The organism is Paucilactobacillus nenjiangensis, assembly GCF_008632615.1.
GTDB lineage: Bacteria > Bacillota > Bacilli > Lactobacillales > Lactobacillaceae > Paucilactobacillus > Paucilactobacillus nenjiangensis.
In genome coordinates this window covers 475,298-500,652 of record NZ_CP043939.1, presented here as the reverse complement: position 1 = coordinate 500,652, position 25,355 = coordinate 475,298, and the positions used below count along the sequence as shown (strand labels likewise).

The 25,355-nt window shown below is 39.5% G+C and carries 27 protein-coding genes and 1 riboswitch; of the genes, 12 read left to right on the top strand and 15 right to left on the bottom strand.

The window, feature by feature from the left end; all coding sequences use genetic code 11:
• Positions 1 to 61: 61 nt before the first annotated feature.
• Entirely contained in the window at positions 62 to 562 is a 501-nt protein-coding gene (locus F0161_RS02515; protein ID WP_150203594.1) for a DUF7000 family protein, read from the bottom strand.
• A gap of 132 nt (positions 563 to 694) precedes the next feature.
• On the opposite strand from F0161_RS02515, the gene F0161_RS02510 reads away from it, so the two are divergent.
• From F0161_RS02510 to nadC, 3 genes are all read left to right on the top strand, one after another.
• The gene (locus F0161_RS02510; RefSeq protein WP_225423230.1) at positions 695 to 1,468 is read left to right on the top strand and encodes an NrtR DNA-binding winged helix domain-containing protein; all 774 of its coding nucleotides are present in this window, start codon (positions 695 to 697) and stop codon (positions 1,466 to 1,468) included.
• Between the two features lie 120 nt (positions 1,469 to 1,588).
• Positions 1,589 to 2,779 (top strand): MFS transporter, encoded by a 1,191-nt coding sequence (locus F0161_RS02505; RefSeq protein WP_150203590.1) that lies wholly within the window; start codon positions 1,589 to 1,591, stop codon positions 2,777 to 2,779.
• Complete coding sequence (nadC, locus tag F0161_RS02500) at positions 2,769 to 3,599, top strand: carboxylating nicotinate-nucleotide diphosphorylase (protein WP_225423179.1); 831 nt, start codon at positions 2,769 to 2,771, stop codon at positions 3,597 to 3,599. The genes F0161_RS02505 and nadC overlap by 11 nt, the downstream gene beginning before the upstream one ends.
• 44 nt (positions 3,600 to 3,643) lie before the next feature.
• On the opposite strand, the gene F0161_RS02495 is transcribed toward nadC, so the two are convergent.
• The 8 genes from F0161_RS02495 to F0161_RS02460 all read right to left on the bottom strand — a co-directional run bounded on the left by F0161_RS02495 (position 3,644) and on the right by F0161_RS02460 (position 9,795).
• A complete protein-coding gene (locus F0161_RS02495; protein WP_150203588.1) occupies positions 3,644 to 3,907 on the bottom strand; it encodes a hypothetical protein in 264 nt (87 codons plus the stop codon).
• 17 nt (positions 3,908 to 3,924) lie between these two features.
• Complete coding sequence (locus F0161_RS02490; RefSeq protein ID WP_225423177.1) at positions 3,925 to 4,629, bottom strand: matrixin family metalloprotease; 705 nt, start codon at positions 4,627 to 4,629, stop codon at positions 3,925 to 3,927.
• A 147-nt stretch (positions 4,630 to 4,776) separates the two neighbouring features.
• Positions 4,777 to 5,640 (bottom strand): NAD(P)-dependent oxidoreductase, encoded by an 864-nt coding sequence (locus F0161_RS02485; RefSeq protein WP_150203586.1) that lies wholly within the window; start codon positions 5,638 to 5,640, stop codon positions 4,777 to 4,779.
• Between the two features lie 12 nt (positions 5,641 to 5,652).
• Positions 5,653 to 6,291 (bottom strand): carbonic anhydrase family protein, encoded by a 639-nt coding sequence (locus F0161_RS02480; protein ID WP_150203584.1) that lies wholly within the window; start codon positions 6,289 to 6,291, stop codon positions 5,653 to 5,655.
• 511 nt (positions 6,292 to 6,802) lie between these two features.
• Entirely contained in the window at positions 6,803 to 7,120 is a 318-nt protein-coding gene (gene trxA, locus F0161_RS02475; protein ID WP_137601520.1) for a thioredoxin, read from the bottom strand.
• A complete protein-coding gene (locus tag F0161_RS02470; protein WP_150203582.1) occupies positions 7,101 to 7,868 on the bottom strand; it encodes a TerC family protein in 768 nt (255 codons plus the stop codon). The genes trxA and F0161_RS02470 overlap by 20 nt, the downstream gene beginning before the upstream one ends.
• 23 nt (positions 7,869 to 7,891) lie before the next feature.
• A complete protein-coding gene (locus F0161_RS02465) occupies positions 7,892 to 8,806 on the bottom strand; it encodes an RluA family pseudouridine synthase (protein WP_150203580.1) in 915 nt (304 codons plus the stop codon).
• 11 nt (positions 8,807 to 8,817) lie between these two features.
• Positions 8,818 to 9,795, bottom strand: a complete 978-nt coding sequence (locus F0161_RS02460; RefSeq protein WP_137601523.1) for a choloylglycine hydrolase family protein — start codon at positions 9,793 to 9,795, stop codon at positions 8,818 to 8,820.
• Positions 9,796 to 9,887: 92 nt separating this feature from the next.
• On the opposite strand from F0161_RS02460, the gene F0161_RS02455 reads away from it, so the two are divergent.
• Both F0161_RS02455 and F0161_RS02450 read left to right on the top strand, forming a co-directional pair.
• A complete protein-coding gene (locus F0161_RS02455; RefSeq protein ID WP_150203578.1) occupies positions 9,888 to 10,808 on the top strand; it encodes a magnesium transporter CorA family protein in 921 nt (306 codons plus the stop codon).
• 219 nt (positions 10,809 to 11,027) lie between these two features.
• Positions 11,028 to 11,759, top strand: coding sequence for a DUF554 domain-containing protein (locus F0161_RS02450; protein WP_150203576.1), 732 nt, complete (start codon positions 11,028 to 11,030; stop codon positions 11,757 to 11,759).
• 265 nt (positions 11,760 to 12,024) lie between these two features.
• Here F0161_RS02450 and ltrA read toward each other — a convergent pair whose 3' ends face one another.
• From ltrA to F0161_RS02430, 4 genes are all read right to left on the bottom strand, one after another.
• Positions 12,025 to 13,410: a group II intron reverse transcriptase/maturase gene (ltrA, locus tag F0161_RS02445; RefSeq protein ID WP_150204615.1), complete on the bottom strand. Its 1,386-nt coding sequence runs from the start codon at positions 13,408 to 13,410 to the stop codon at positions 12,025 to 12,027.
• Between the two features lie 485 nt (positions 13,411 to 13,895).
• Positions 13,896 to 14,969 carry an aspartate-semialdehyde dehydrogenase gene (locus F0161_RS02440; protein ID WP_137601438.1) on the bottom strand — a complete coding sequence of 358 codons (1,074 nt, stop codon included), beginning with the start codon at positions 14,967 to 14,969 and terminating at the stop codon, positions 13,896 to 13,898.
• A gap of 88 nt (positions 14,970 to 15,057) precedes the next feature.
• Positions 15,058 to 15,489 carry a MerR family transcriptional regulator gene (locus F0161_RS02435; protein WP_137601439.1) on the bottom strand — a complete coding sequence of 144 codons (432 nt, stop codon included), beginning with the start codon at positions 15,487 to 15,489 and terminating at the stop codon, positions 15,058 to 15,060.
• A 9-nt stretch (positions 15,490 to 15,498) separates the two neighbouring features.
• Positions 15,499 to 15,933 carry a GNAT family N-acetyltransferase gene (locus F0161_RS02430; RefSeq protein ID WP_225423175.1) on the bottom strand — a complete coding sequence of 145 codons (435 nt, stop codon included), beginning with the start codon at positions 15,931 to 15,933 and terminating at the stop codon, positions 15,499 to 15,501.
• 124 nt (positions 15,934 to 16,057) lie between these two features.
• Between F0161_RS02430 and F0161_RS02425 the strand changes: the two genes are divergently transcribed.
• The gene (locus tag F0161_RS02425) at positions 16,058 to 16,951 is read left to right on the top strand and encodes a VOC family protein (protein WP_150203574.1); all 894 of its coding nucleotides are present in this window, start codon (positions 16,058 to 16,060) and stop codon (positions 16,949 to 16,951) included.
• Here F0161_RS02425 and F0161_RS02420 read toward each other — a convergent pair.
• On the bottom strand, positions 16,939 to 17,601 hold the full coding sequence (locus tag F0161_RS02420; protein WP_150203573.1) for a histidine phosphatase family protein: 663 nt from the start codon (positions 17,599 to 17,601) through the stop codon (positions 16,939 to 16,941). The two genes, F0161_RS02425 and F0161_RS02420, sit on opposite strands and share 13 nt — an antisense overlap.
• A gap of 123 nt (positions 17,602 to 17,724) precedes the next feature.
• Here F0161_RS02420 and F0161_RS02415 point away from each other — a divergent pair, with 123 nt between their 5' ends.
• Together F0161_RS02415 and F0161_RS02410 are read left to right on the top strand one after the other, a co-directional pair.
• The gene (locus tag F0161_RS02415; RefSeq protein WP_137601443.1) at positions 17,725 to 17,991 is read left to right on the top strand and encodes a hypothetical protein; all 267 of its coding nucleotides are present in this window, start codon (positions 17,725 to 17,727) and stop codon (positions 17,989 to 17,991) included.
• Between the two features lie 113 nt (positions 17,992 to 18,104).
• Positions 18,105 to 20,237, top strand: a complete 2,133-nt coding sequence (locus F0161_RS02410) for an LTA synthase family protein (RefSeq protein WP_150203572.1) — start codon at positions 18,105 to 18,107, stop codon at positions 20,235 to 20,237.
• Positions 20,238 to 20,285: 48 nt separating this feature from the next.
• Here F0161_RS02410 and F0161_RS02405 read toward each other — a convergent pair whose 3' ends face one another.
• A complete protein-coding gene (locus tag F0161_RS02405; RefSeq protein WP_150203571.1) occupies positions 20,286 to 21,284 on the bottom strand; it encodes an NAD(P)/FAD-dependent oxidoreductase in 999 nt (332 codons plus the stop codon).
• Between the two features lie 173 nt (positions 21,285 to 21,457).
• On the opposite strand from F0161_RS02405, the gene F0161_RS02400 reads away from it, so the two are divergent.
• The 4 genes from F0161_RS02400 to F0161_RS02385 all read left to right on the top strand — a co-directional run bounded on the left by F0161_RS02400 (position 21,458) and on the right by F0161_RS02385 (position 25,316).
• A complete protein-coding gene (locus F0161_RS02400; protein WP_137601446.1) occupies positions 21,458 to 22,417 on the top strand; it encodes a nucleoside hydrolase in 960 nt (319 codons plus the stop codon).
• Positions 22,418 to 22,459: 42 nt separating this feature from the next.
• Positions 22,460 to 22,549: riboswitch (TPP riboswitch) on the top strand.
• Positions 22,550 to 22,706: 157 nt separating this feature from the next.
• Positions 22,707 to 23,288 carry an ECF transporter S component gene (locus tag F0161_RS02395; RefSeq protein ID WP_150203570.1) on the top strand — a complete coding sequence of 194 codons (582 nt, stop codon included), beginning with the start codon at positions 22,707 to 22,709 and terminating at the stop codon, positions 23,286 to 23,288.
• Positions 23,281 to 24,666 carry an ATP-binding cassette domain-containing protein gene (locus tag F0161_RS02390; RefSeq protein ID WP_150203569.1) on the top strand — a complete coding sequence of 462 codons (1,386 nt, stop codon included), beginning with the start codon at positions 23,281 to 23,283 and terminating at the stop codon, positions 24,664 to 24,666. Before F0161_RS02395 ends, F0161_RS02390 begins: the two co-directional genes overlap by 8 nt.
• Positions 24,663 to 25,316, top strand: coding sequence for an energy-coupling factor transporter transmembrane component T family protein (locus tag F0161_RS02385; RefSeq protein ID WP_137601449.1), 654 nt, complete (start codon positions 24,663 to 24,665; stop codon positions 25,314 to 25,316). Before F0161_RS02390 ends, F0161_RS02385 begins: the two co-directional genes overlap by 4 nt.
• Positions 25,317 to 25,355: the final 39 nt, after the last annotated feature.

Genomic DNA, 25,355 nt, shown 5'->3' with positions numbered 1-25,355 from the left:
ACTGAGCTTCGCGGCGCACACTCAAAAAGATAACCATTCAAATTTTGAATGATTATCTTTTTCATTTGGCATGATTAATTTCGTTGAGAGTTGCTAAAATTTCCTCACTATTGCTGATGGTATGATTAATAATTTCTGTCGTTAACGTTTCTAAGTCATCAAAATTAGGCTGTGCACTGACCGTTACTTCTAGGACTGAATACCGCGGCATACTAGTACGCTCTGCATTCCACAGAGTAGCTTTTAAAAGGTTCCAATACTGCAGATGGACTTGTTCATTTTGACCCAGCAGCCACAGCTCAAATTGCATGGCTTGATGATTCAAAACCAATCCAAATCGTAATTTATCCGTGCGCATCCGAGGAGTGAAAAATGGAAAATAAGTATAATCTAAATTACCCGGCGAAATATTACCGAATTGATACTCTGACGATAATGCTTTTGCCAAATTAGTTTTTAACGAGCGGATATATTTCTGTAAGGCCACGTAAGCCACTTCAATATCTCCTTGCATTAATTGTTGTTGATAGGCGTTGATATAAGAACTCAATTTTTTAGTCATTAAGAACTCCTCCTTGCAACGTATGATAACATACGTCTATGACCGTTAATCCAAATGTTAATTTCAACGCAGATTTCCATTTTTGATGTGCTACAATTAATTTATCATACTCGAAAGAAGTGGACATATAACTTGGCAACAGAAACTTCCGTCAATGAACGACCATATATTAATATTACTAACTTAATCTGGAGCTTCGACCACGATTCAAATTGCGTCAATTTGCTACTAGTCAAACGGTCAGAGTGGCCCTTTGAAAATCGCTGGGCATTGCCAGAGACTTTTTTAAGGTCAAATGAAGATGCTGACGAATCTGCGTTAAGGCTCGTTAAGGAGAAAATTGGACTAGAGCTAGCCGATTTTCATACTGAACAACTAGCCACCTTCACGCATCAGACGCGTTATCCAGGCAGTCGGTCACTATCGCTTTCTTATATGACCTTCCTACCTGATATGCCCAAACTGGATCCTGGTTATGGCACCACCGACGCCCGTTGGTTTGCGATGTCATTCAACGAGAGTCAGTATCTTTTTTCAAACGGTGACCAACAATTTGCAACCGCTGCTGACACAAATCATGATGAATATTATGCCAAATTAGATGCGAATCAACTAGCGGACAATCAATTAGCCTTTGATCATTCATGGATTTTAAAGGTGGCCTGTGACCGGATTAAAAATAAGCTAGACTATCAACCGAATATTCTCTTAATGCTGGGAACCAGTTTTACACTAAAATCAGCGCGGCGCGTGTATGCGGCTTTTTTGAAAAAAGATGTCAACCAAATTGATAATTCAAATTTCAAAAAAAATCATAAACATTTATTTGTTGAAGTGGGCATCACGACTAGTAATCGTCCCGGGCGTCCCGCACGTAAATATCAATTAGCTTATCTTCCAGCTTGATTCCTCAGATTGACAGTGGTATGGTGTACTCAATAAAAGTACATTGTACTTTTTTATTTATTCAAATAAAAGTATTTTTTACTTTTATTAAGAGAAAGAGCAATCATAGGAGGAATTTCAATGTCACGTTCAAGTCGTTACTTCATGGCTATCATCGGTACTGCCTGGTTATTTGATGCCATGGATGTTGCCTTATTATCATTTATCATGCCGCTGTTAAAGGTCGAATGGTCCTTAACTGCTGGTCAATTAGGATTAGTCAGTGCTTCAACTTCACTGGGGATGGTTGTTGGTGCCCCATTGTGTGGCTTGCTGGCTGATAAGTATGGTCGTAAAAACGTGTTAATTGGCACGTTGATCCTATTTTCATTGAGTAATATCTTGCTGACCTTAACTCAAAATGTCTCAGCCTTCATCGCGATTCGCTTTATAACTGGGATTGGGTTAGGCGGAGAATTACCCGTCGCCGCAACCGCTGTTGCCGACCGTTTTCAAGGAAAAAAGCAAGCTAAGATGTTGGTCGTTGCTGACAGTTTTTGGGCTATTGGTTGGATTATCGCAGCCCTACTCTCATTTTTCGTCATGCCCAAAATTGGTTGGCGCTATACCATCATCGTCGCTTCAATCACTGTTATCTTTGCCTTTATTATGCGGCGTCATTTATCCGATGAGCCACTTAAACCTCAAAAATCAAAACAAACACTGCGTTCACTCTGGCGCTCAGAACATCGTCGTCCATTGATTGTGTTAGGCGCACTTTGGTTCGTCGTCATGCTCAGTTATTATGGCATGTTTCTTTGGTTGCCCAGCGTGCTCGTCTTGCGTGGATTGCCAATCGTCAATAGCTTTGGTTACACGCTCTTAATTAGTTTCGCGCAATTACCTGGCTATTTCTTTGCCGTTTACTTACTGGATAAATTAAGTCGCAAACGAGTGCTGTTTATTTACTTACTTGGCACTATTATTAGCGCCCTAGCATTTGGTGTTGCTGCCAGCAATGCCATGGTGTTAGTCTGTGGTGCGTTCCTTTCATTCTTCATGCTCGGTACCTGGGGAACATTGATTGCCTTAACGCCCAGTCAATTTCCTCAAGAAATTCGGGGGACTGGTATGGGCACTGCCCAAGCAGTTGGCCGGGTTGGTGCCGTGGTTGGCCCATTTCTCGTGGGGATGGCACTTGAATTTAATTTCTCCATTACCAGTATCTGGTTAGGTTTTGTGGCAATTTTAATTGTAGGAGTTCTAATCCTAGTGACCGGAATTTCAAAAGAAGACGATGCCTATGCAAAGGATTTGGCGAATGCAAAATAATTCATCGTATGAAACAAGCATCTTAATGAACTTTCTCCAAGAAGATATTGGTGCCGGCGATTTATCTGTGGTTTCACTTCCAAACCCGATTGTCTCTGGATACTTCGTTGCTAAGTCAAACGGAATTTTAGCCGGTCAATTTTTGCCAAGTACAATTTACCAACTACTCTCCGACAAAGTTGAGTACACGCCACTTCTCACCGATGGCACAAGGTTAAATTCTGGTAATGTATTTGGAAAAGTGAACGGACCTGCACATACATTATTGACCGCTGAACGTTTAATTCTAAATTTAATGCAACGAATGAGCGGCATTGCAACCGCCACTTCACACGCAATTGACACATTAAACGATTCTTCGATCGGAATCTTAGACACTCGAAAGACCGCACCTGGTTTGCGGTACTTTGATAAAATCGCCGTTCACACTGGCGGAGGCATCAATCATCGGATGGGACTATACGATTCGGTGATGATCAAAGATAATCATTGGAAATTAATCAACGATTTGCCCACAACGGTTCGACAAATTCGTACTGAAATTGGCCCAACGAAAACGATTGAAGTCGAAGTTGAAACACTAGCAGAATTACAATTAGCTGTTGAAAGCCGAGTTGATATCATTATGTTTGATAATCAAACTCCAGCCACCGTCAGCGAATGGAAACAAAGCGTACCCGACAGCATTAAAATTGAAGTTTCTGGCGGGATTACGTTAGATAATTTGGCAACATATGCTCATTGCGGCGCAAATTTTATCTCATTAGGTTATTTAACCAATCACGTCATACCACTAGATTTATCATTTGAACTCGATTAGAAAAGGAGATTAGGCAAAATTGTCTAATCTCCTTTTGATATTTGTTATAAATCGAATACATTAAACAACGACAGAACCCCAAAACCGGCAATTACTGCCACGATTAATATTCCTGCCAGTAACACGTTAAAGGCAATCCCAAGCCCACCGAATATTAATAGTAAGACGAACAAAATTGGATGCCGAAAACAAAATTTTATGAATCCAATTATCAATTTAATAAACAACAAAATAAACACTATTACACCAGCTGCGATACCAAATTTAGCACCGTCAGACATGGCAAGTGGCGTTAATAAAATTTCCATCTAGATCCACCTTCATTCTATGATTTTGCGTAGATTGCTTTGAGCCCATTTATATCAGCATTCGTCAAAGTAGTTCGTCCTTGGTCAGTTGGGTACATGACTGATTGAATATCCTTAGAATGATCCAAACCTAAGGCATGGCCCAACTCATGGACTGCCACTGATAGCTTAATTGAGTTGGCATATTTAATATTCAAACTTGCAATTGCATGGTTGGCAGTATAAGCACCCCATCCAGTTCGCTGAATAATGGCCGGCCCACCATGACCAAGCTCGATTGAATTTTGAAGAGCTGAAGTTTCCATTGTCTTTTGATAGACCGAAAATTCAATCTGATTTTGTTCAGCGGTACCATCACCCTTAACCAGCTTAACAATCCCAGTTCGATTGTAAATTTTCACAGCTTGATTGAACTGGTCCTTAACCGCTTGAGACACGTTTTTATCGTAGTGGTAATAATACGTATTCGATAACGTCTTTCCTTGAACATTTGTTTCAATTGGCGTTTCATCACTCGATGAATCTTTACTCGATGAAACTGAATTTTGATTAATCACGCCCGTCGAACTAAATCGAGCATTAATATCTGTGAAAATGGTATTAATTTCTGAATTCCATTTTTCAACAGTTTTTCCCAAAGTTGTATTGTCATTATCTATGGTTGGCAGAAAAATGAATCCTAAAACAACTGCGAGCCACATTAGACTTGATTTATGTTTCAATCCATTCCCCTTAATTCCATAGTTACTCTTAATCGACTTATATTAATATATAATCTTTCAAACGTAAACTGGTTTGCTCCAATTTTAATTAATCCTTACAAAACAAAAACAGCCCTGAATCAACAGCTGCTGTCTCTTAAACAATTATTAACTCCACCACAGTTTTACAAGTGCTTGAGTCCCATCATTACCTAATTTTTCTTCATCAACGAGTTGTTCATAGAGTTCTTTAGCTTTTTCAGTGGCAGGCAATGGAATATCCATCTTGTCTGCTTCATCCAAAGTAATTCGTAAATCCTTTAAAAAATGTTTGGCAAAGAACCCTGGCGTATAATCCTGTTTTAAAATTCGAGGGACATAATTATCCATACTCCAATTGTCGGCTGCACCAGAACTAAGTGTATCCAAAACTTCGGATAAATCTAACTTAGCGGCCTTCGCGTAGACCAGCATTTCTGTTAATCCGGTCATCGTGCCGGCAATCATAATTTGATTAGCCATTTTCGTATGCTGACCGCTACCATAATCACCAAAGCGTTTCACTTGCTGCCCAATTTGGTTCAACACTGGAAGTGCCTGCTGAAAGCCAGCATCAGTCCCACCAACCATAATTGTTAATGTGGCATTTTTAGCACCGACATCCCCACCGGAAACAGGAGCATCGATAATTTTTAAATTGTGTTCGTCCGCATAGTGGCCCAATTTAATAGCCAAGCTAGGTGTGCTAGTCGTCATTTCAATCAGCACTTGATCTGGTGTAGCGGTGGAAAAGATGCCATTTTCACCCATATAAACATCTTCAACATCTTTCGGGTATCCAACCATAGTAAAGACAAAATCTTGTCCACTCGTAACGGCTGCTGGAGTATCACCCCAACTGGCGCCGTTATCAATTAAAGGTTGTGCCTTTGACTTTGTCCGGCTGTAAACCGTCACATCATGCCCAGCCTTCAGAAAGTTATTAACAATCCCTGTTCCCATTACGCCCGTGCCTACGAATCCAATTTTCATTTGAAAAACTCCTTACATTTTTCCGAAACTGACCGGCCGGTGCTTCATCGGCTGTATTTTTCGGTTATTTGGTAAAGCAAATATATCCTGGTAACGTTCAATTTGCAATTCTGATAAGGAAAACGGATCTTTACCTACATACCATTCTACTCCTTGAGTGAGTGGTGGTGTTGTCAGTGAACCTTGATAATGGTAAACATGGTCTAATCCTTGTAGGAAAGGAGTTAAATCGATATGTTTGGATAATTTAGTTTGCTCACCAGAGACATACTCGTCCAAAATACTGTCAAAAACGGGACTGCTTTTACCTTCCGTTGCCATTTTACCAATCACCATCGTTTGCATAGCATTGGTTTTAAAGACAAAATGCCATTCCATTGGATACTGTTGTTTATCAATTAAATGTTCTGATGGCGCATGAAAATGCAATTCTTGAAATTGAAAATTGATTTGATTGATTGTCACATTGCCTGTACCAGTAATTCTAAACGTATTATTTGAATCTTCAATCAACTGCCCCAGAATCGGACTTTTGATATCGAACTGCCAATCAGTTTGATTATTAATTACATCATCGGAAATTAGACTGATTGGTGATTGGAATCCTTCATTGCCGTTGTCCCATTTATCTTGTTGCCGATAATTTAACATAATCCATCCCTGATTTCATTATTTTATCTTATTTTACGGCAATCGTTAACCTAAAATCAAGGATTATGGATAAAAAATATAATTAATTTGTCAATATTTTCATATTATTTTATAAATTATTAACGATAAATATCTATCATTTTCGGATTTAATTATAATTATTTAAAATTGGACCGACCACATAATAAAAGAGAATAACATGTCAGCTATTCTCTCAAAATTAATATATTTAAATTGTTAGTGCTCGTGAGCTCCCGGAAAGTTTCACGCTCTGATTTAAATACGCTCATCTTCCCACCTCATTACGCCTAACTTACCTACTCCAATTGCTTTTCGCAATTGCTCGTAGCCATGTTAGTGCTCGTGAGCTCCCGGGAAGCTTCGCGCTCTGGTCTAAATACGCTCATCTTCCCACCTCATTACGCCTAACTTACCTACTCCAATTGCTTTTCGCAATTGCTCGTAGCCACGTTAGTGCTCGTGAGCTCCCGGGAAGTTTCACGCTCTGAATTTATTCTTCAATTTTCTTTTCAAAGTATCTTTCTAGTTTTTCTTTGGGGAAAACACCAGTAATTTTTTCTTTAGCCACGCCGTTTTTAAACACGACTAAGCTGGGGATACTCATTACTTTGAACTGCTCAGCCAATTCTTGATTGTCATCGACATTCATTTTAACAAAATTAATTTTGTCGGCAAATTGGGGCTCTAATTGTTCTAAAATTGGATCAACCATTTTACAAGGTCCACACCAAGGAGCCCAAAAGTCAACAATGGTAATTGGGCCGGCGGTTACTTCGCTAAAATTTTCTTTAGTTGCTATCGTTGCCATCTGAATCGTCTCCTTTAGCACGTTGGCGAATGAAATGAATGATAAACGTAATCAGGAACATGACTAGCACGAAGGCTCCAAATACCCCTGATGAAATTTCGATATCAATCATTGGAATCGTTAAGAATAATTTGACCGCGATTAAGGCAATCAAGACGTATGCCATGGGTTCCAATTCTGGCACTTTACGCATCAAGTTCATAATGACCACTGCAATTCCCCGCATCGCAAGAATTCCCACCAGTCCACCAATCAACACAATCACAGGGTTAGTTGAAATGGCCAGTGAAGCCAACACGGAATCAACTGAAAAAATGATATCCATCAAAATAATTTGTGCGATGACTGTCCAAAATAGTGATCGTTTACTATCGGTTTTTAATTTTACGTTGGATTCTTTTTTCTTACCACGGAGCTTGCTGCTGAAGAACTTATACACAAGATACATCAAATAAGCCGCACCGATAAATTTAATTTCCCAAATATGAATTAGGTAGACACCCACTCCAATAATTAAGAACCTAAAGATATACGATCCAATCAAACCATATAACAAAGCTTTTTCTTGTTGTCTTAAGGTTGGCAAAACTCGTGCCTGTGTTGCTAACACAATTGCGTTATCAACGGACAACAAACATTCAATCAAGATTAATGACAAAATTATCAACCAATCTTGACCCGAAGTTATAACTTGAGCCCAATTATCTAAATCAAAGAATGGACCATATAATTTCCCTAAAAGTGACAATTTACGTCCTCCACTTACGTGTTTTAATTAAGACTATAGTGTACTATATCTCGATAAAAATAGTCCGGATATTTAACATTTATTTTTTGCTGAGTATTTTTAAATGGTACTACTAATTGTAATTCAAATCCATGTAACAACATTTCACCAGATTGTGGCTGATTATTATACAATGGATCGCCCACAATTGGATGTCCAATTGACGCCAAATGAACCCGTATTTGATGAGTCCGTCCCGTTTCTAGGTCTAAGCGCACCAAGGAATGCAATTTGTTGGCAGCAAGCACATGATAATGCGTCACGGCCGTTTGGGCATTTTCGCCATTAATTTTCCTTTTTCTGACGTCCATTGGATCAGTACCAATCGCGCCATTAATTAGGCCAGTTTTTGGTTCCACCTGGCCATCCAAAATCGCTAAATAAGAACGTTTAATTAAATGACTACTAATCAGTCGGTCTAAAATTGGCACGACCACTGGATTTTTAGCAATAATCACTGCACCACTAGTTTGCTGATCAATTCGATGAACCATAAAAGGTGCCTCATCGGTTTGGGCTAAATATGCCGCAGCAAAATTCATTAAGGTGCCCCTTTCATCCGCCTGGTTCGGGTGACTCTTAATACCTGCCGGTTTATTTACCACCATCAAATCACGATTTTCAAAGATAACTGGTAACTCCAAACGATCATCGATTTGATAATTCGAAGTTGGTGTCCGAAATTCATCCCCTAAAAAATGCATTCGCACCACATCATGATTGTTCACGATGGAATTCATCGTCTGATAACTACCATTCACCGTCACGTTTTCTCGAATGCGCAAAAAATGGACATATTTTTTAGGCAATAACCAAACTTTTTCTAACAGTTCACGTAATGCCATTGGCATTTGTAAGCCAGTGATGGATTCTTCAATTGTGTAATGTTTTGCTGACATATCATTCTCACTTAATTTAATTTTTTTACGGCTAATTCATCTTTAACTTCATAGACTTTAGGTTCGGTCCATGAGAGCATTTCTGGTCGCAAAACTAATTTAACAATCCCTTCTCGATGATAGGACTGAAAATAATAACTTTTTGATTCGGCAACCGTAGCGGCCCGATAGACTGAATATGTCGATTGATGTTCCGTGTTCCGTGGTACGCTGACGCTATCTAACAAGTGCCAGCTGCTGACAATCGCTTGGGTTTCATCAATTGGTTGATTGGCCCGTTCTTTAAAATAAGCTGCCCGGATAAATCGCGCACCAGGTGAATATGACCCCGGTGGAATTGATTTCCCAGATAAATTACCCGTCGTGACTTTCGCTGTATTCAACGGCACCTGACCCTGATTAAATTCATCAGTAAAATTGACGTAATCTTTTAAGCGTTCAATTTGGCGTTCAAAATGAGGCACGTTGGTCACAATTCCCAATGGATTTTCAATAATTCTCATTGGCATTTGCGTTGGCTCCAGTACAATGGTTCGTCCGGTCGTATCGGTAAATGCAAAGTGTAGTTCCGGCTTACCATATTTCAAATCACTAAAAGTTTCCGTCATCAATTCAATTTGCTCGATGTTTTGTTCTAAATCAAGCACTGATTTAAAATGACCTAACGCCCAGAAAACAAATTCAAATGACGCTAGTTGAATTTTGCTGTCATTGCGCTGTTCGCTATATTGAGTGCCATTGGCAAAGGTTAATTTTTGCGCACACAATCCATATTCATTCACCCCATCTGAGACATCAGATCGATTCGGCGTGACTTTTCCACCACCGATAAATGCATATGGATTTGAATATTCGTGATGATCATAGACTGAATGCCACTTGAAATTTCTTGGAATAAAGACCGGACTCGACTCTAAAGTAGGCCAGTCCATCGTTCGTGACAAAACATGTGTGCCGTCAATTGCGACTTGATAAATGCTTGTACACATGCTGATACCTCCGTTCTATAAGCGACTTAAACTACACAACAAGATTGAAAAATGGTATGGTTAAATTGAATTTACACATGGGGGAAACAGTTATGTTAACGACGCAAGCTTTAAATGATGAATTTACTTGGATTAATGTGCTCTCGCCTTCCGAAGCGGAAATCAGCACATTAATCAACGAATATGGTGTAACTAGTGAAATGCTAGGGTACGTTTTGGATCCTGACGAACGTGCCCGTGTTGAAGTGGACCCAAACTCAAATATCACCTTAATTATTTTTGATGTTTATTATGAAGGTGACGAAGAAAATGAGGCCCAAACAGTGCCCGTTGGCATCATGCTGACCAAGGGTACCTTAATTTCATTTACCGGTGATCATACCAAATTTGTGCGTGAAATGTTTGAGGGACAACTCAAAAAATTAGGCCCTAATCCCGCCATCGATAATCAATTCAGTTTAGTGCTGCCCCTATTGTATCGTTTATCAGTCGCCTATTTCAAACCAATCAGACTGGCCGACCGAAAACGGCAGCAAATCCAGGCTGACCTTAGGGTAAAAACCAATCGTAAAGCAATTAATGAGTTTATGATTATTGAAACTGGATTAGTTTACATCTTAACCTCAGTCAAAGGCAACGTTTCACTCTTAAATGAATTAAAACGCCACTCAACCGACTTAACCCCCGCGCAAGGGGAAATGTTAAACGATGTTATTGTCGAAGCTCAACAGGGCCTAGAAATGGCCACAATGACTTCTGATATGACTGCTCGAGTTTCTTCTTCCTACTCCAAAGTTCTGGACATGGAACTAAATAACACAATGCGGTTTTTGACCATCTATTCAATTGTCTTAACGATTCCGGCAATCGTCTTTGGTTTCTTTGGGCAAAACGTGCATGTGCCATTCGAGAAATCGCCAATTGGTTGGGAACTAACTCTGCTAATCATGGTTGTCCTTTGTGTGGCAGCCGGATGGATGTTGATGCATAACGACTGGTGGGAAAAAAAATAATTTAATTTGACCAAGAGCACCCTCAAAATTGAGCGTGCTTTTTATTTTGATGAGCGTATAATAATCTTGTTTACTGTAATTAATTACATGTTTAGAGGGAAAGTATGAATTCATATTGCAATTTTAATTCTTCTTCAATTCATAAGTGTGCCTTTTATTTTCATTAGCTATGAACGATTCACTGCTAGAAACAAACTTACGAAATGAGGAACTTATCATATGCCAACAGGTGTTATTTTTAATTCAATGTCCATCTTAATTGGTGGCTTATTAGGTGGATTTTTTGGAAGCAAAATGTCCGACAGCTTCAAAACGCAACTCACAACTATTTTCGGCTCAGCTTCATTAGCGATGGGAATTTACTTAATCGCACCAATGAAAAGTATGCCGGCCGTGATTTTTTCATTAATCATCGGGACTGCATTTGGACTGATTATTCACTTTGGTGACTGGATTGCTAAGGGTGCTGGGCAAATGCAAAAGGGGATGAATAAAATCATGCCTCATAGTCAAAATAAGATTGGTGAAGCTGAATTCATTCAAACATTTGTCACCGTATTGGTGCTTTTTTGTGCGAGTGGAACTGGAATTTATGGTTCATTGTACGAAGGTATGACTGGCGACCCATCGATTTTGATTGCTAAATCGGCCCTCGATTTCTTTACCGCCATGATTTTTGCGGCCAGTCTCGGGTTTGTCGTCTGTTCCATTTCAGTGCCTAATTTTATTATTTTCTTTTTACTGTTTCTTTTAGCCGGCTTCATTTATCCACTGACTACGCCAGACATGATTGCAGACTTCAAGGCGGTCGGTGGTATCTTAATTCTCGCCACTGGTTTTCGGATTCTCAATCTTAAAATGTTCCCCGTTGCCGATATGATTCCCGCCATGGTCGTTATAATGCCCATCAGTTGGGCATGGACGAATATTGTGATGCCACTGCTAAAATAAGAGTGTGAGCCAATTCGGTCAGACTTCGAGTATTAACAAAACATAAGCGGATTACCTGCACTTGGTAATTTGCTTATGTGAGTTAAGTGAGAAGTTTGAATTGGGAACACGTTTCGGATAAGAGTGCGCCCCCAAACCGTTCAATCAACGAGTACTTACAAAATAATTAACTAATATTAAAATCGAGTAGGAGGCAGTTGATTAGTTCAGCTACCGACCTCTCACACCACCGTACGTACGGTTCCGTATACGGCGGTTCAGTAATTTAAGCATTTTGAATAGGCTGGAATACCTTGGAGAGATTCATCAATCCAAGTTGTTCCAGTTTTTCGTTTGTTAACGTATAAAGTAGTGTTTTGCTATGTGCTGTGCGCCAGTAACCCTTGCGGGTATAAGCAGCTAGCCGAGCATCATTCTGATTCAAACCTAGTCGTTTCAGGTTAGTGATCTTCGTTTTGATTTTCTTCCATGATTTCCAGATGTATTGTCGAACTCTAGACCGTAGCCACTGATCTATTCGTTTCAAGAAGTTTGTCATCTTACCAGATGAGTAGTATTGAATCCATCCGCGCATTTTTCGTGTGATTTCCATAAACATTTGTTCAAGTGAAATTCCGCGATTGCGTTTCGTAATTCGTTTGAGTTCCTGTTTGACCCGTATTTGGGATTGTTTTGACGGCCTTGAGAAAGCACCACCCCTACCAACTCTCAGTGAGAATCCCAGAAATTTCAATCTCAATGGTGACCCGACTTTACTTTTGTCACGATTGACGGTTACTTTAAGATCCTTTTCCAGAAATCTACTAATACTCTCAAGTACCCGGTGACCTGCTCGTTTACTCTTAACGTAAATATTGCAGTCATCCGCATATCGGACAAAGTGGAGACCTCGTTCCGTTAATACTTTATCCAGCTCATTGAGATAGATATTCGCCAATAGTGGTGACAGTGGTCCGCCTTGCGGGGTTCCCACGACACTCGCTTCGAAGGTTGAACCAGTCATAACACCACTAGTCAAAAACTTTCGAATTAGCTTAATCAACCAAGGATCATCAATATATTGTTCGATATACTTGATCAGTAAATCATGATTGACTGTATCGAAGTATGCCTTTAAATCAAGATCAACCACGACGTGGTAACCCTCGTTATACAGCGATACCACTCGTTTAATTGCATCTTGCGCACTTCGATTAGGTCGAAAACCAAAACTATTATTTGAGAAAACTTGTTCAAAAATCGGAGACATCACTTGTGCGATTGCTTGTTGTATCATTCGGTCAATTACCGTTGGCACGCCTAATTTTCGCACGCCACCATTTGGTTTGGGTATTTCTACCCGTTTAACCGCCTTCGGCCGGTACGTCCCATCATTCAACTGATGAATAAGTTCAGTTTTATGAACTCTCAAATAACCTAACAGATCATCGATGGTCATTCCGTCGATGCCTGCGACACCTTTATTACGCACAACCCGTTGATAGGCCAGATTCAAGTTATCTCGATCCAACACGCGTTGTTCAAACTTAATGCCACTCATCATCGTTGTTTCATTAGAATTCATCCTACGCGCCCCAGTTTGTTCTTGGTCTTCCAGACCTACCATCCACTGGTGGTCAGCTTTGTTTTCTGTTTTCTGCGATCGTCGCATAAATTCCACCTCCATAATCAATGTGAGTTATTACTGTTCAGCCCTTCGTGACGAAGTCACTACTATGGCCTCGGCTGACTCCTGATAAACTCAGTATTCCATCACTGAAACAGTTGTCCTGTAGAACTTGATTGCTCTTCTTGTCGGGACTTGTATATCAGGCCTCCCCGGGTAAGAACGTCAACTTTCATACCATGTCACCATTAGCTTTACCATCGTGATTTTGAGTAGTATCGGACTTCGATTTGTTGAGCAATCTTATCCAATCAGTTCTGGCCTTATAGCTACTTCTTGTTCATTGGTGCGGTATTTTGCTCCTCAGACTTCCTTCAGATTCCACTTCACAGTGGACACCCTTGTCCTTGGCTAGTGGTTCCGACTACTACGGCCCACAGTGGACTTTCACCACCTAGTTGGCGCCCATGCCGGGCGCACTCAAAAATCGAGTCTTCCAATAACGGAGGACTCGATTTGTTATTAACAATTTATTTAGTAAAGCCAGGAACCCTGAGTAAGTCCATCTTATCAAGATATTCAGCAATTTCAACTGAATTCCAAGCGGCACCCTTTAATAGATTATCAGAAACATTCCAGAGGTGGAATGAACCTTTATTTTCTAAATCTGGACGAACCCGTCCAACAAACGTTTCGCGCTTACCTTCAGCATTAATTGGTTGTGGATAAATTTGATTAGCTGGATCATCTTCTAAGATATCACCATCAAAATTACTGATAGCTTCATGAATTCCTTCTACCGTGGCACTCTTATCTAATACTTCAAAATAAACCGATTCACTATGAGCTACTGGTACTGGCACACGTGAACAAGTGGCAGTCACTTGAATTGCATCACTATCCATATCGCCTTCACACATAATCTTTTTGGTTTCATGAATCATTTTCCATTCTTCATGGGTATAACCATCGTCTTCAAAGACATCAATTTGTGGCAAGACATTAAATGCTTGTTGATAGTGCTTTTTATCGCCAGCAACGGGCAACACTTTTGGTGTAACCTTTTTGCCATCCAATACATCGCGACTTTCATCAAGTGTTTCTTGAATTGCGCGATTACCAGCACCAGAAACGGCTTGAAGGGTTGTCACAATAATTCGAGCCAATCCATAACGTTCACGGATTGGTTCCAGTGACATTACCATTTGGATAGTTGAACAGTTTGGATTAGCAATAATACCATTATGATCTTGCAATGCTTCAGAGTTCACTTCAGGCACTACCAATGGTACTTCTGGATCCATTCGGAAAGCAGAAGTATTATCAACCACTACTGCCCCACGTTTAACTGCTTCGGGTGCAAATTTCTTAGAAACTGACCCTCCTGCAGAAAATAAGGCCAAATCAATTCCTTCGAATGAATCTGGTGTAGTTTCTTCGACGGTATAATCCTTACCCTTAAATTTAACTTTGGTCCCAGCTGTCCGTGATGATGCCAGCATTTTAACTGACTTGACGTTCAAACTAGATTCTTCGACCATTTGAATCATTCGGGTACCAACAGCTCCTGTGGCTCCGACGATTGCTACATTGTATTCACTCACTGGAAAAAACCTCACTTTTAAAATTTTAAACTATTTTATCACAATACATAATAAATATAAGCGTTTTCACCTGAAAAAGCTAAGATAATTAACCGATTGTCCGATAATGCACTCCATCATCGTCTATAAACCCGTATAGTTTTTTGCTTTTATCATCATCTAGAAGCCCTAGATAAACTGCTTTTTGACCATCAACTTCTTCTAACCCAACGTGGGCTAACGTGGCAAATTTATGCATCCACTCCATCTTACCCAACAAAGCGCTACTTTTTTCATTGGCTTTAGCCAAAGTGAACCCTTCATCCAGATAATTTTTCATGAGCCGTGATTTAACGTACATTCTAAAACTAAACACTCGGGCATTTTGTTCACCAGCACGATCATTAGATTTTAAATAACCTTGCTTTTCCCAATATCGCAATTGACGAGTTGATACTCCTGCCATTTCGCTGATTTCACCAATCTTAAACTGGAATTTTTGAGTATTATATATTTCTCGAATTATGTCGTCTACTATCATAGTTAACTCCTATTTAACGGCTAGTTTCATTTCACGATGTAAGATTCCAGCTTCAGTAAATTCAGGCCCTACAGCTTTGAATCCAACTTTTTCATAAAACAATATGGCGGTTAATTGCGCTCCTAATACTAGATAATCAATTCCAGGTTCAAGTTTGGCTCGCTTTATAATTTCTTCCATCAACTGTTGTGCATATCCATGACCACGAGCATCTTTCATTGTCGCAACTCGCTGAACATGCCAGTTTTGATCTTCTTTTTTAATGCGAACAGTTGTGACCGGCTGGCCATCTTGATAACCAACAAAATGGTGTGATACATTATCAAATTCATCACGTTCTAGTTCTTCTGGCACGTTTTGCTCTTTGACAAAAACGGTCAGTCGAATATTCATCGCATCATGAAAAATCTGTGATTCAGTATCCGTTGTTTCTCTAATTTCCAAAATTTGTTCCTCACTTAAAATAATCGATACAACCATTATACTCGCTCAATACACTTTAAGTGCATTAAAAGTATTTTCAACCTATAATTTAGCTAGATTTAATTAAAATAACGAGGTGACCTTCATGGATATCCATCATATTTCTAGTTTAGCTGCCAAAACAAAACCAAATCAGCATTTTTACACACAAGTGCTTGGGCTTCGACAAGTCAAATATACCGTTAACCAAGAAAATCCTCACATGGTGCACTTATTTTACGGTGATTACTTAGGTTCTCCTGGGACGGTTATTACGTTTTTCATTGTGCCGTTTTTAGGACGACGGGTGAATGGTAATCATGATATTTATGGTGTTTATTTGGGCATCCCCACTGGCACCCTCTCATGGTGGACCACTTGGATTAAATCTCAAGACATCGAAGTTGAAGCTACCAAACATGGTATTAGTTTCAACGATCCTGATGACTTCCGAATTACTCTCCAAGAAATTGACGAATCACTACAACGAAATCAAATCATTCCTACCTCACCGGTACCGGCTGAAAATCAAATTATCAAAATTATTGGGACTGATTGGATTGGTCCTGACATTGCCGCTTCCGAAGACTTTTTCAAGCAATATCTCAACTTAAATATTGATCAAAATCATCGTATTGAAGTAGGTCAAAATCAATTCATTCAATTAATTCAAAGTAATCAACCCGACGAACGCACTCGCTTTGGTCGTGGGAGCACAGATCATCTTGCCCTCGCATCCCCAACTGACGACGATTTATTTAGTGCTTGGAGTCGTGCAGCAGACCAGGGGTGGGAACAAGAAGTTTACAAAGACCGGACTTGGTTCAAAAGCATCTACTTGCGTGACCCGAGTGATAACCGACTTGAATTAGCCACCGTCACCCCAGGATTTACCGTGGATGAGCCGTTAGAAACGTTAGGCGAATCACTAGTCTTACCAAAATGGCTGGAACCACGTCGAGCAGAAATTGAAGACAACCTCGCTCATCAATCCGTTTGATTATAAAAATCAACCGTCACGTCATCATCAGTTACGATGAGTTTAGTGACGCTGCCGTTTGCAGGACGTACAGACAAGTCAAATTTTCCTTGTCCAAAGCGTTCCATTAAACTCAACAAAGTATTACCGTGACTAATCAATAAAACATTATCTCCATCTTTTAAGGTATCGTTGCTTCTAATAAGCGCGATGCCTTTATTAATTCTCAGCCAATATTCGTCATCACTTTCAGCATGATGGAATGGATCAGCTTCTTTCATAAAATCTTTGGCTTTGCCAATCGAATATTTGTCGACAATGGCTTTAAAGGTAGGAACCCCATGAGGAGCTCCTGTTGAGTACCAGGCCGCATCCATGTTGGTACCTTCAAATGAACCATAGAATTGCTCTCTAAAGTATGGTTGTGTCTCCGGCACTTTCACCGCACTAACTTGATTTTCACCGAGGATGACTTTAGCAGTCTGTTCAGCACGGGTGGTATCACTTGAATAAGCGGCAGCAAATTTAATTTGGGCCATTCGCTTCCCAGCGTCATGGGCATCATCAATTCCCTTTTGGGTCAATGGTGAATTGCTCCATCCTTGTAATTTATTATAAATATTGAAATACGTTTGTCCGTGTCTTACCGCGTATACATTTAATTTCGTCATATTTACAACTTCCTTTTTAAATTTATTTAACTTTAGTTTAGTCCACTAATCACTAATTCACCACAAAATCTTCACAATGTTACAGTAATATTACAAGCATCAAGAAGAAAGCAGGTGGCTAACATGGCCGTTATCGAAAATACTATTCAAAAATCAAACATTATCGTTTCCGCTAAAATTATTGCACTCACCAACAAAATGATTACTTTTATCACTCAAGATGGGCAACACTTACTGGTACCCGTCACTCAATCTGAACGCGAAGACGTGTTATTTCTCCCTTCACTAAAAGATATTTGGCATGCTGAACTGTGGATCCCCGTCAATCAAAAACTCCATCAGTTGCTACAATATGATTGGATGGCAGTTCCTGAAACAGCAAAGGCTTAACATTTAGTTACAAATTTCGTGAATTGGGTTAAGTATTCTAAACTGTGATAAAATAGCAATAATTAATATGTCCGAATCTGGGCCGAATAAAATTATTGTGAGGAATTCACCGAATGAAGAAGCTTATCAAACTAAAAGACACTAGAATTGGCTTACTTTCAATTCTAGTTGCTCTTTTTTGGTTAAAAACCCTTTTTGCGTACTTTATGGATTTTAATTTAGGAGTCGAAGATGTTTTTCAATTTATCATTCTCTTAATTAATCCGTTTGCCACTACGCTGTTAACTCTAGGGATTGCATTATATTTTAAACGATCACGCTTCTTTTACCCTGTGCTCGGCGCGATATACCTAATCAATTCATTCTTACTTTACATGAATGTGATTTACTATCGTGAATTTACCGACTTTATGACCGTAGCCACAATGACCGGCTATTCAAAGGTTAATCAAGGACTGAGTGGGAGTTCGTTATCCCTAACTAATTTCCACGACGTCTTTTACTGGTTGGACGTGGTCATCATTGTTATTATGATGCTGATGCGTAAAATCCACTTTGATCCACGAGCTGTCAATCATCGGTTGGCATTTTCAATGACTTCCATCGCAGTGTTAGCCTTTGGAGTCAATTTGAGTTTAGCAGAAATGAGCCGTCCTCAATTATTAACCCGGACGTTTGATCGAACTTATTTGGTCAAATACTTAGGCCTCGATTCATTTACTGTTTACGACGCCTTGAAAACCGGTCAAACCGATCATTTACGAAAAACCGCGACGAAGTCAGAACTGGAAAAAGTTAAAGACTTCACCGATTCGCATTATGCTTCGCCAAATAAAAGCATGTACGGTATCGCTAAAGGTCGCAATGTCTTTGTCATTCATTTGGAAAGTTTCCAACAATTCTTAATTGATAAAAAGATTAATGGTCAAGAAGTGACTCCATTCCTCAATTCTATTTATCACGGCTCCAATACGTATGCCTTTGATAATTTCTTTCACCAAGTGGGCCAAGGAAAAACCAGTGACGCTGAAAACCTGCTTGAAACTAGTACCTATGGTTTATCGCAAGGTTCATTATTTGCTACTTTAGGTAGTGATAATACTTTCCAAGGAGCGCCCGCAATTTTAAACCAACGCGCTGGCTATACTTCAGCTGTCTTCCATGGTAACGTGGCTAGTTTCTGGAATCGTAATAATACTTACAAGAATCTTGGTTATCAATATTTCTTTGACGCTAGTTATTATGATACTTCAGGTGATAAAGCGACTGGTTATGGACTCAAAGATAAATTGTTGTTCAATGATTCAGTGCAATATTTACAAAGACTGCAACAACCATTTTATGCTAAGTTCATTACCGTCACGAATCACTTCCCTTATGAGCTCGACGATGAAGATAAAGATAGTAACTTTACCACGGTTGATACCGGCTCTGATTCAGTCGACAATTACTTTGTCACCGCCCACTATTTGGATCAATCATTACAAGAATTCTTCACCTACTTGAAGAAGGCTGGTCTCTATGACAATTCAATGTTTGTAATTTACGGTGATCATTATGGCATTTCTGACACCGAAAATAAGAAGTTAGCTAGTGTCCTAGGTAAATCTTCTGATACTTGGACAAGTTACGATGACGCCCAAATGCAACGGGTTCCATTAATGTTCCTTGTGCCAAATTCTGGTGGCAAAGGTGGCATTTCACACACATACGGTGGTGAAGTTGATGTCTTACCAACCTTGATGCACTTGTTAGGCATAAGTTCCAAACGATACATTCAATTTGGGACCGACCTCTTCTCGAGTGGCCATGATCAAGTGGTTGCCTTTAGAAATAAAGACTTTATTACTCCAAATTACACCAGTATTTCGGGAGTAATTTACGATAATAGTACCGGTAAGAAAATTACGCCAACTGGCAAAGTAAAGAAAGGACTGGAAGCAGATCAAAAGAAAGTTTCCAAGGAATTGTCATTGTCTGATTCACTGAATACCAAGAACTTATTGAGATTCTACACTCCAAAGGGCTTCAAGTCCGTGGATGCATCCTCATATAACTATTCAGATGGTCTCGACAAAGCAATTAATATTGAAAAGAAACTAGGCACCAAATCAACCAGTGTCTACTCTAAAAATAACAATAAGAGTACGGTTGATGAATACTTCACCGATGCTCCAGAAGCAAATACTGCTTCAACAGATTCCAACCGGATTAAGATTACCAATCCAGATGATACACAAAACTAAATTGTGCCAAATTAAAACCATCATTCGCAAATTGAATGATGGTTTGTTTTATTTTTGATCTAAATGCATGGCCGTACTGTGTAATTGCGAATTTTTATCTGGATAGAGTTTATTCATAATTGCAGTCACTGCAGTTGGTCCTTCACCAAATGCTGTCGCAATTAACTTAACTTTTCCCGGATAAATCACGCCATCCCCAATGGCATAAACGCCGTCAATATTAGTCATCATTTCTGAACCAACCTTAATGTCATGACGTTCTGATTCCAAATCGAGTGACCAAGCAGTTAACGCTTTGTTGTTCGAAGTGAATCCATAGCTTACAACGATATCGTCCACCGTTAATTGCTTGGTATCATCAGATTTCATCTTCTTCATGGTTAGTTCTAATGATTCATCAGCGTTTTGTTTTAAGTCCTTTAATAGATAGGGTACTTCTAGTTGAACGCTTGATTTCTCAATCGCCGTCACCATATGTTCTAATCCACGGAAAGTTTCACGGCGATGCATCAAATAAACTTGACTAGCCACTGGTTCCAGCATCATCGTCAAATCTAAGGCAGCATCCCCACCACCAGCGACTAAAACTCGCTTGTTGCGGAAATGTTCTTTTTGTTTAATAAAGTAAAATAAATGCTTATTTTCGAGTTCATCAGCACCGTCCACGGCTAGTTTGCGAGGATTGAATGCCCCATTGCCCAACGCAATAATGACTGTTTTAGAATGAGTTGTCCGCTTATCAGTGACAATTTCGAATTGATCATCTTGCTTGATTACATCTTCAACCGTCTCGCCCAAGCGTGCTTCAACTTTCACTAAACGCATTTGTTCTTCTAAATTACTAATCAATTCATGCCCTGGAATATTGACTGAACCGGCCACATCCAAAATATGTTTTTCTGGGTATAAGGCGTCCACCTGGCCACCAAATTGTTCCAAGCTTTCGATTACTTGCACTTTCATTTCGCGCAAACCGGCATAAAAACTGGCAAACATTCCTGCTGGCCCACCGCCGATAATTGTTAAATCATAAATTTCTTCACTCATCTTAATTTGCACCTTCCTAATGTTATTTTCTAGCTTAACCTACTGACTGTTTCAATGTCAAAATCATTTTGACAATTAAAGAAACTCATCAAAGTTTAATTTGTTTTTCCAAGGTTAGTTGTTTATGATTGAAGTATGTAATGGCTTACATTAAATAACTCGGAGGGATTTACATGGCTACAAAAAAAATGATTCTTGATTTAGATACTGGTGTTGATGATGCCTTAGCAATTGCTTACGCACTAGCTGCACCAGAAGTCGATTTGATTGGTATCGTGAGTTCGTACGGCAATTGTCTCGTTGAACAATCGGCTGAAAATAGTTTAAAGCTACTTGAAATTTTGGGTGCAACTGACGTACCTGTCTTTATCGGCGCTAGTCACTCAAGTACTACTGATCATTTTGATGTAATGCAAGTAAGTAAAGATATCCATGGTAACAATGGGATTGGTGAAGTTGAATTACCAAAGGCCAAACGCCCTGTTGAATCACAAACGGCGGTCGACTTCTTGATTGAAGCCGCCCACAAATACACCAAAGATTTAATTTTCGTGCCAACTGGTCCAATGACCAACTTAGACGCCGCACTCGCTAAAGATCCGGCCATTGCCAAATTAATTGGCAACGTCACCTTTATGGGTGGTGCCTTGACCGTTGAAGGTAACGTGACTCCATATGCCGAAGCTAACATCAACCAAGATGCTGAAGCCGCTGACCGTGTAATGCGTAGTGATTTAAACATTGTGATGGTTGGATTAGATGTTACATTACGAACATTACTCACGAAAAATGAAACTTCAACTTGGCGTGAATTAGGCACGACAGCTGGTAAAGCCTATGCTGATATCACCGATTTTTACATTGATGCCTACTACAATTTGGGTATCGATAAAACCGGCTGTGCCCTTCATGATCCATTAGCCGTTGGGGTTGCGCTTGACGCTTCATTTGTCGACACAATCGATCTTAATATGAAAGTAACCTATGACGAAAACAATTATGGCCGGACCATCGGGGATAACGCCCGCTTAAATGATGCGACTACCAATGTCAAAGTTGCAGTCAACGTTGATAAGGATCGTTATCTCGGTGTCTTCATGGATTATTTAACTAAACTTTTCAAGAATCATTAATTTGCTTTCTGCGAGATAATAAGTTATATTTGCATTAATCAAATATTACATCTGGGGTGCCCACTTGGCTGAGATATACCCATTGAACCTGCTCTGGTTAATACCAGCGAAGGGAGATAACCTATATTTAACTCGACTAACAAATTTGTTAAGCGACTCTCCTTTTAAAATTGGAGGGTCGCTTTTTTCGACTTTCGAGTTATATAGTTATTGATTAAAACGTGTGGAGTATTTAGTTACTCACACACTCCTAATGTTATTTGATAATACACTTTTGGAGGGTTCTATTATGAATCTAAGCAATCATTATCACGTTCGCGACATTATTTTTATCACTTTAATTGGTATCGCCTTTGGTGCCATTTTCATCAGTACTAACTTTATTTATAACTTTTTGACAGTCGTCTTAACACCAGTTGGTTTAGCACCAATGGCTAATGACATTAACATGGGAATTTGGGTAATGGCCGGTCCACTGACAGGCTTTATCCTTAGAAAACCAGGTGCTGGTTTCCTAGGCGAATTTTTAGCGGCAGTTGGTGAAATGTTCTTCGGTGGCCAATGGGGTGCTTCAACCCTCATTTCCGGTGCCATTCAAGGAATTGCTTCAGAACTTGGTTTCACTTTAACCGGTTATAAAATTTACAATTGGTTCTCACTGAGCCTATCATGCCTAACAACTACGATTGTCACCTTTGCGTGGGATATGTTTAAAAACGGTTATGCTGAATTTCATTTTGGCATGCTCATATTGCTTTTCGTCGTTCGCTTTATCTCAATCTTCTTCTTTGGCGGCATCTTAACCAAAATGATTACAGCCCTTCTGGACCGCAGCCACATGTTAGCGAAGTTTGGTGGTTCAAATGTCTAGCATCGACATTCAAAATTTGAATTTCAATTACCAACCCAATTCGACAACTTTATCTGACGTCAATGTCCAATTTGAAATTGGTCAATTTTCTTTATTAGTTGGTCCATCAGGAAGTGGTAAATCCACCTTGCTCAAAATTTTAACCGGGCTGTTGCCTGAATTTGGCGGTGAAATCGTAAATGGAGTATTTTCAATTCCAAATCAGTTGAAAGTTGGTTTGGTTTTCCAAAATCCTAATCATCAATTCACCTTGGATACACCTCGGCATGAACTTGAATTTGTGTTAGAAAATTTGCGAATTGATCCAAAACTAATGCCCGCTAAAATAAATGCAGCATTGGCATTTTGTGAAATTGAATCATTGATTGATCGTCAATTAAACACGTTATCCGGTGGTGAAAAGCAAAAGGTCGCCTTAGCCATCGTGATTGCAATGAACCGCGATATTATCTTATTGGACGAACCATTTGCCAGTATTGATCCGCAATCTAGAGCTGAATTAATTGCCAAACTCGTTACTCTTAGAGACCAGCAACAAAAGACAATCATTATCGCAGATCATGACTTGTTAGGTTATAAACAGGTCGTGGATCACGTCTATACGATTCATAATCAAACGATTCAGACGCTTTCTCGTGAAGATGGACTGCAATTACTGACTGACTTTGAAAAACAAGTTCCTGCCATCACTTCGACTTTACCCATCGCTAACCTTGAAGTTGCCTTTAATTTCGACGAATTACAGATTCAAATCCAGCAACATGCGCTATTGTCACAGTCATCATTACAAATACCTAGTGGCAAAGTCACACTGATTACGGGTGAAAACGGAATTGGTAAATCAACCCTCTTCCTATCAATGGCCAAATTGATGAAGTTTTCAGGCGAAATTCAAATGAATCAAACCAATATTCAAAAAATTAAGGCCAAAAAATACGCCCGAGAAGTTGCACTAATTTTTCAAGACTCAGAAAATCAGTTCTTGACTGTCACCATGCGTGAAGAAATTGAACTCAGCAAGCAACACCGTAAGTCAGATTACTTCAATGATGCCATGATTACCTCGTGTTTAACCCAATTGAATTTAAATGAATTATTAGATCAAGTAGTTTACACCCTAAGCGAAGGGCAAAAGAAGAAATTACAAATTTTATTAATGATAATTGTCGAACCTGAAGTTCTCTTATTAGACGAGCCACTCAAAGGACTGGACATTGATTCAATCCACCAAATTGTGACGATTCTAAACGCTTATCGTGCTGAACACCAACAAACGATTGTGATGATTAGCCACCAATTTAGCGGCTTAAATCAATTTGTCGATTACCATTTGAACTTTGCCAACCAAAAACTAACTTATGTGGAGACTGTCTCATGAATCCTAGTTTCAAATTAATCTTAATCATCTTGATTTCCTTTGAGATTTCATTTACTCGTAGCTTAACCGCCAACTGTGTGTTAATCGCGGTCTGTTTAATATATTTGATGATACATAAGATTAAGCTCAAGACGCTTGGTATTGTTTTGTTAATTCCAGTGATTCCGGCAGTAGCGCTCAGTATCACTATTGCATTTTTCACACCAGCACAAGATTATCACTTTGCCTTAGTGCTATTCTCTCGGATGTTTGCCTATGTGTTACTTGGAACTTCATTCACGTTGATCAATTCACCAATAGAGTTGGCACGCTCACTCGAACAAAATCTTCATTTACCATCAAAATTTGCTTACGGTAGTTTAGCTGCCTTTGGTGTTTTACCCAAGATGAAATCAACCATCTTAACCTTACAAAAAGCGGCCTTGATGCGGGGGATTACCTTATCATATTGGTCACCGAAGTTATATTTCAAAGCACTATTAATCGCAATGAACTGGTCTGATGAACTAGCTCAGGCGATGCTTTCACATGGCTACGTAGAAGATACCACACGAACCTACGCCGCTACGATTCCCATCAAATCCACTGATTGGGCGTACATGATTGTTCCTATATTAATCATTCAACCCCTCTTATTTTTGTTACCTTGAGCTTTTTAATACCCAACGACGTATAATATTGGTAAAATA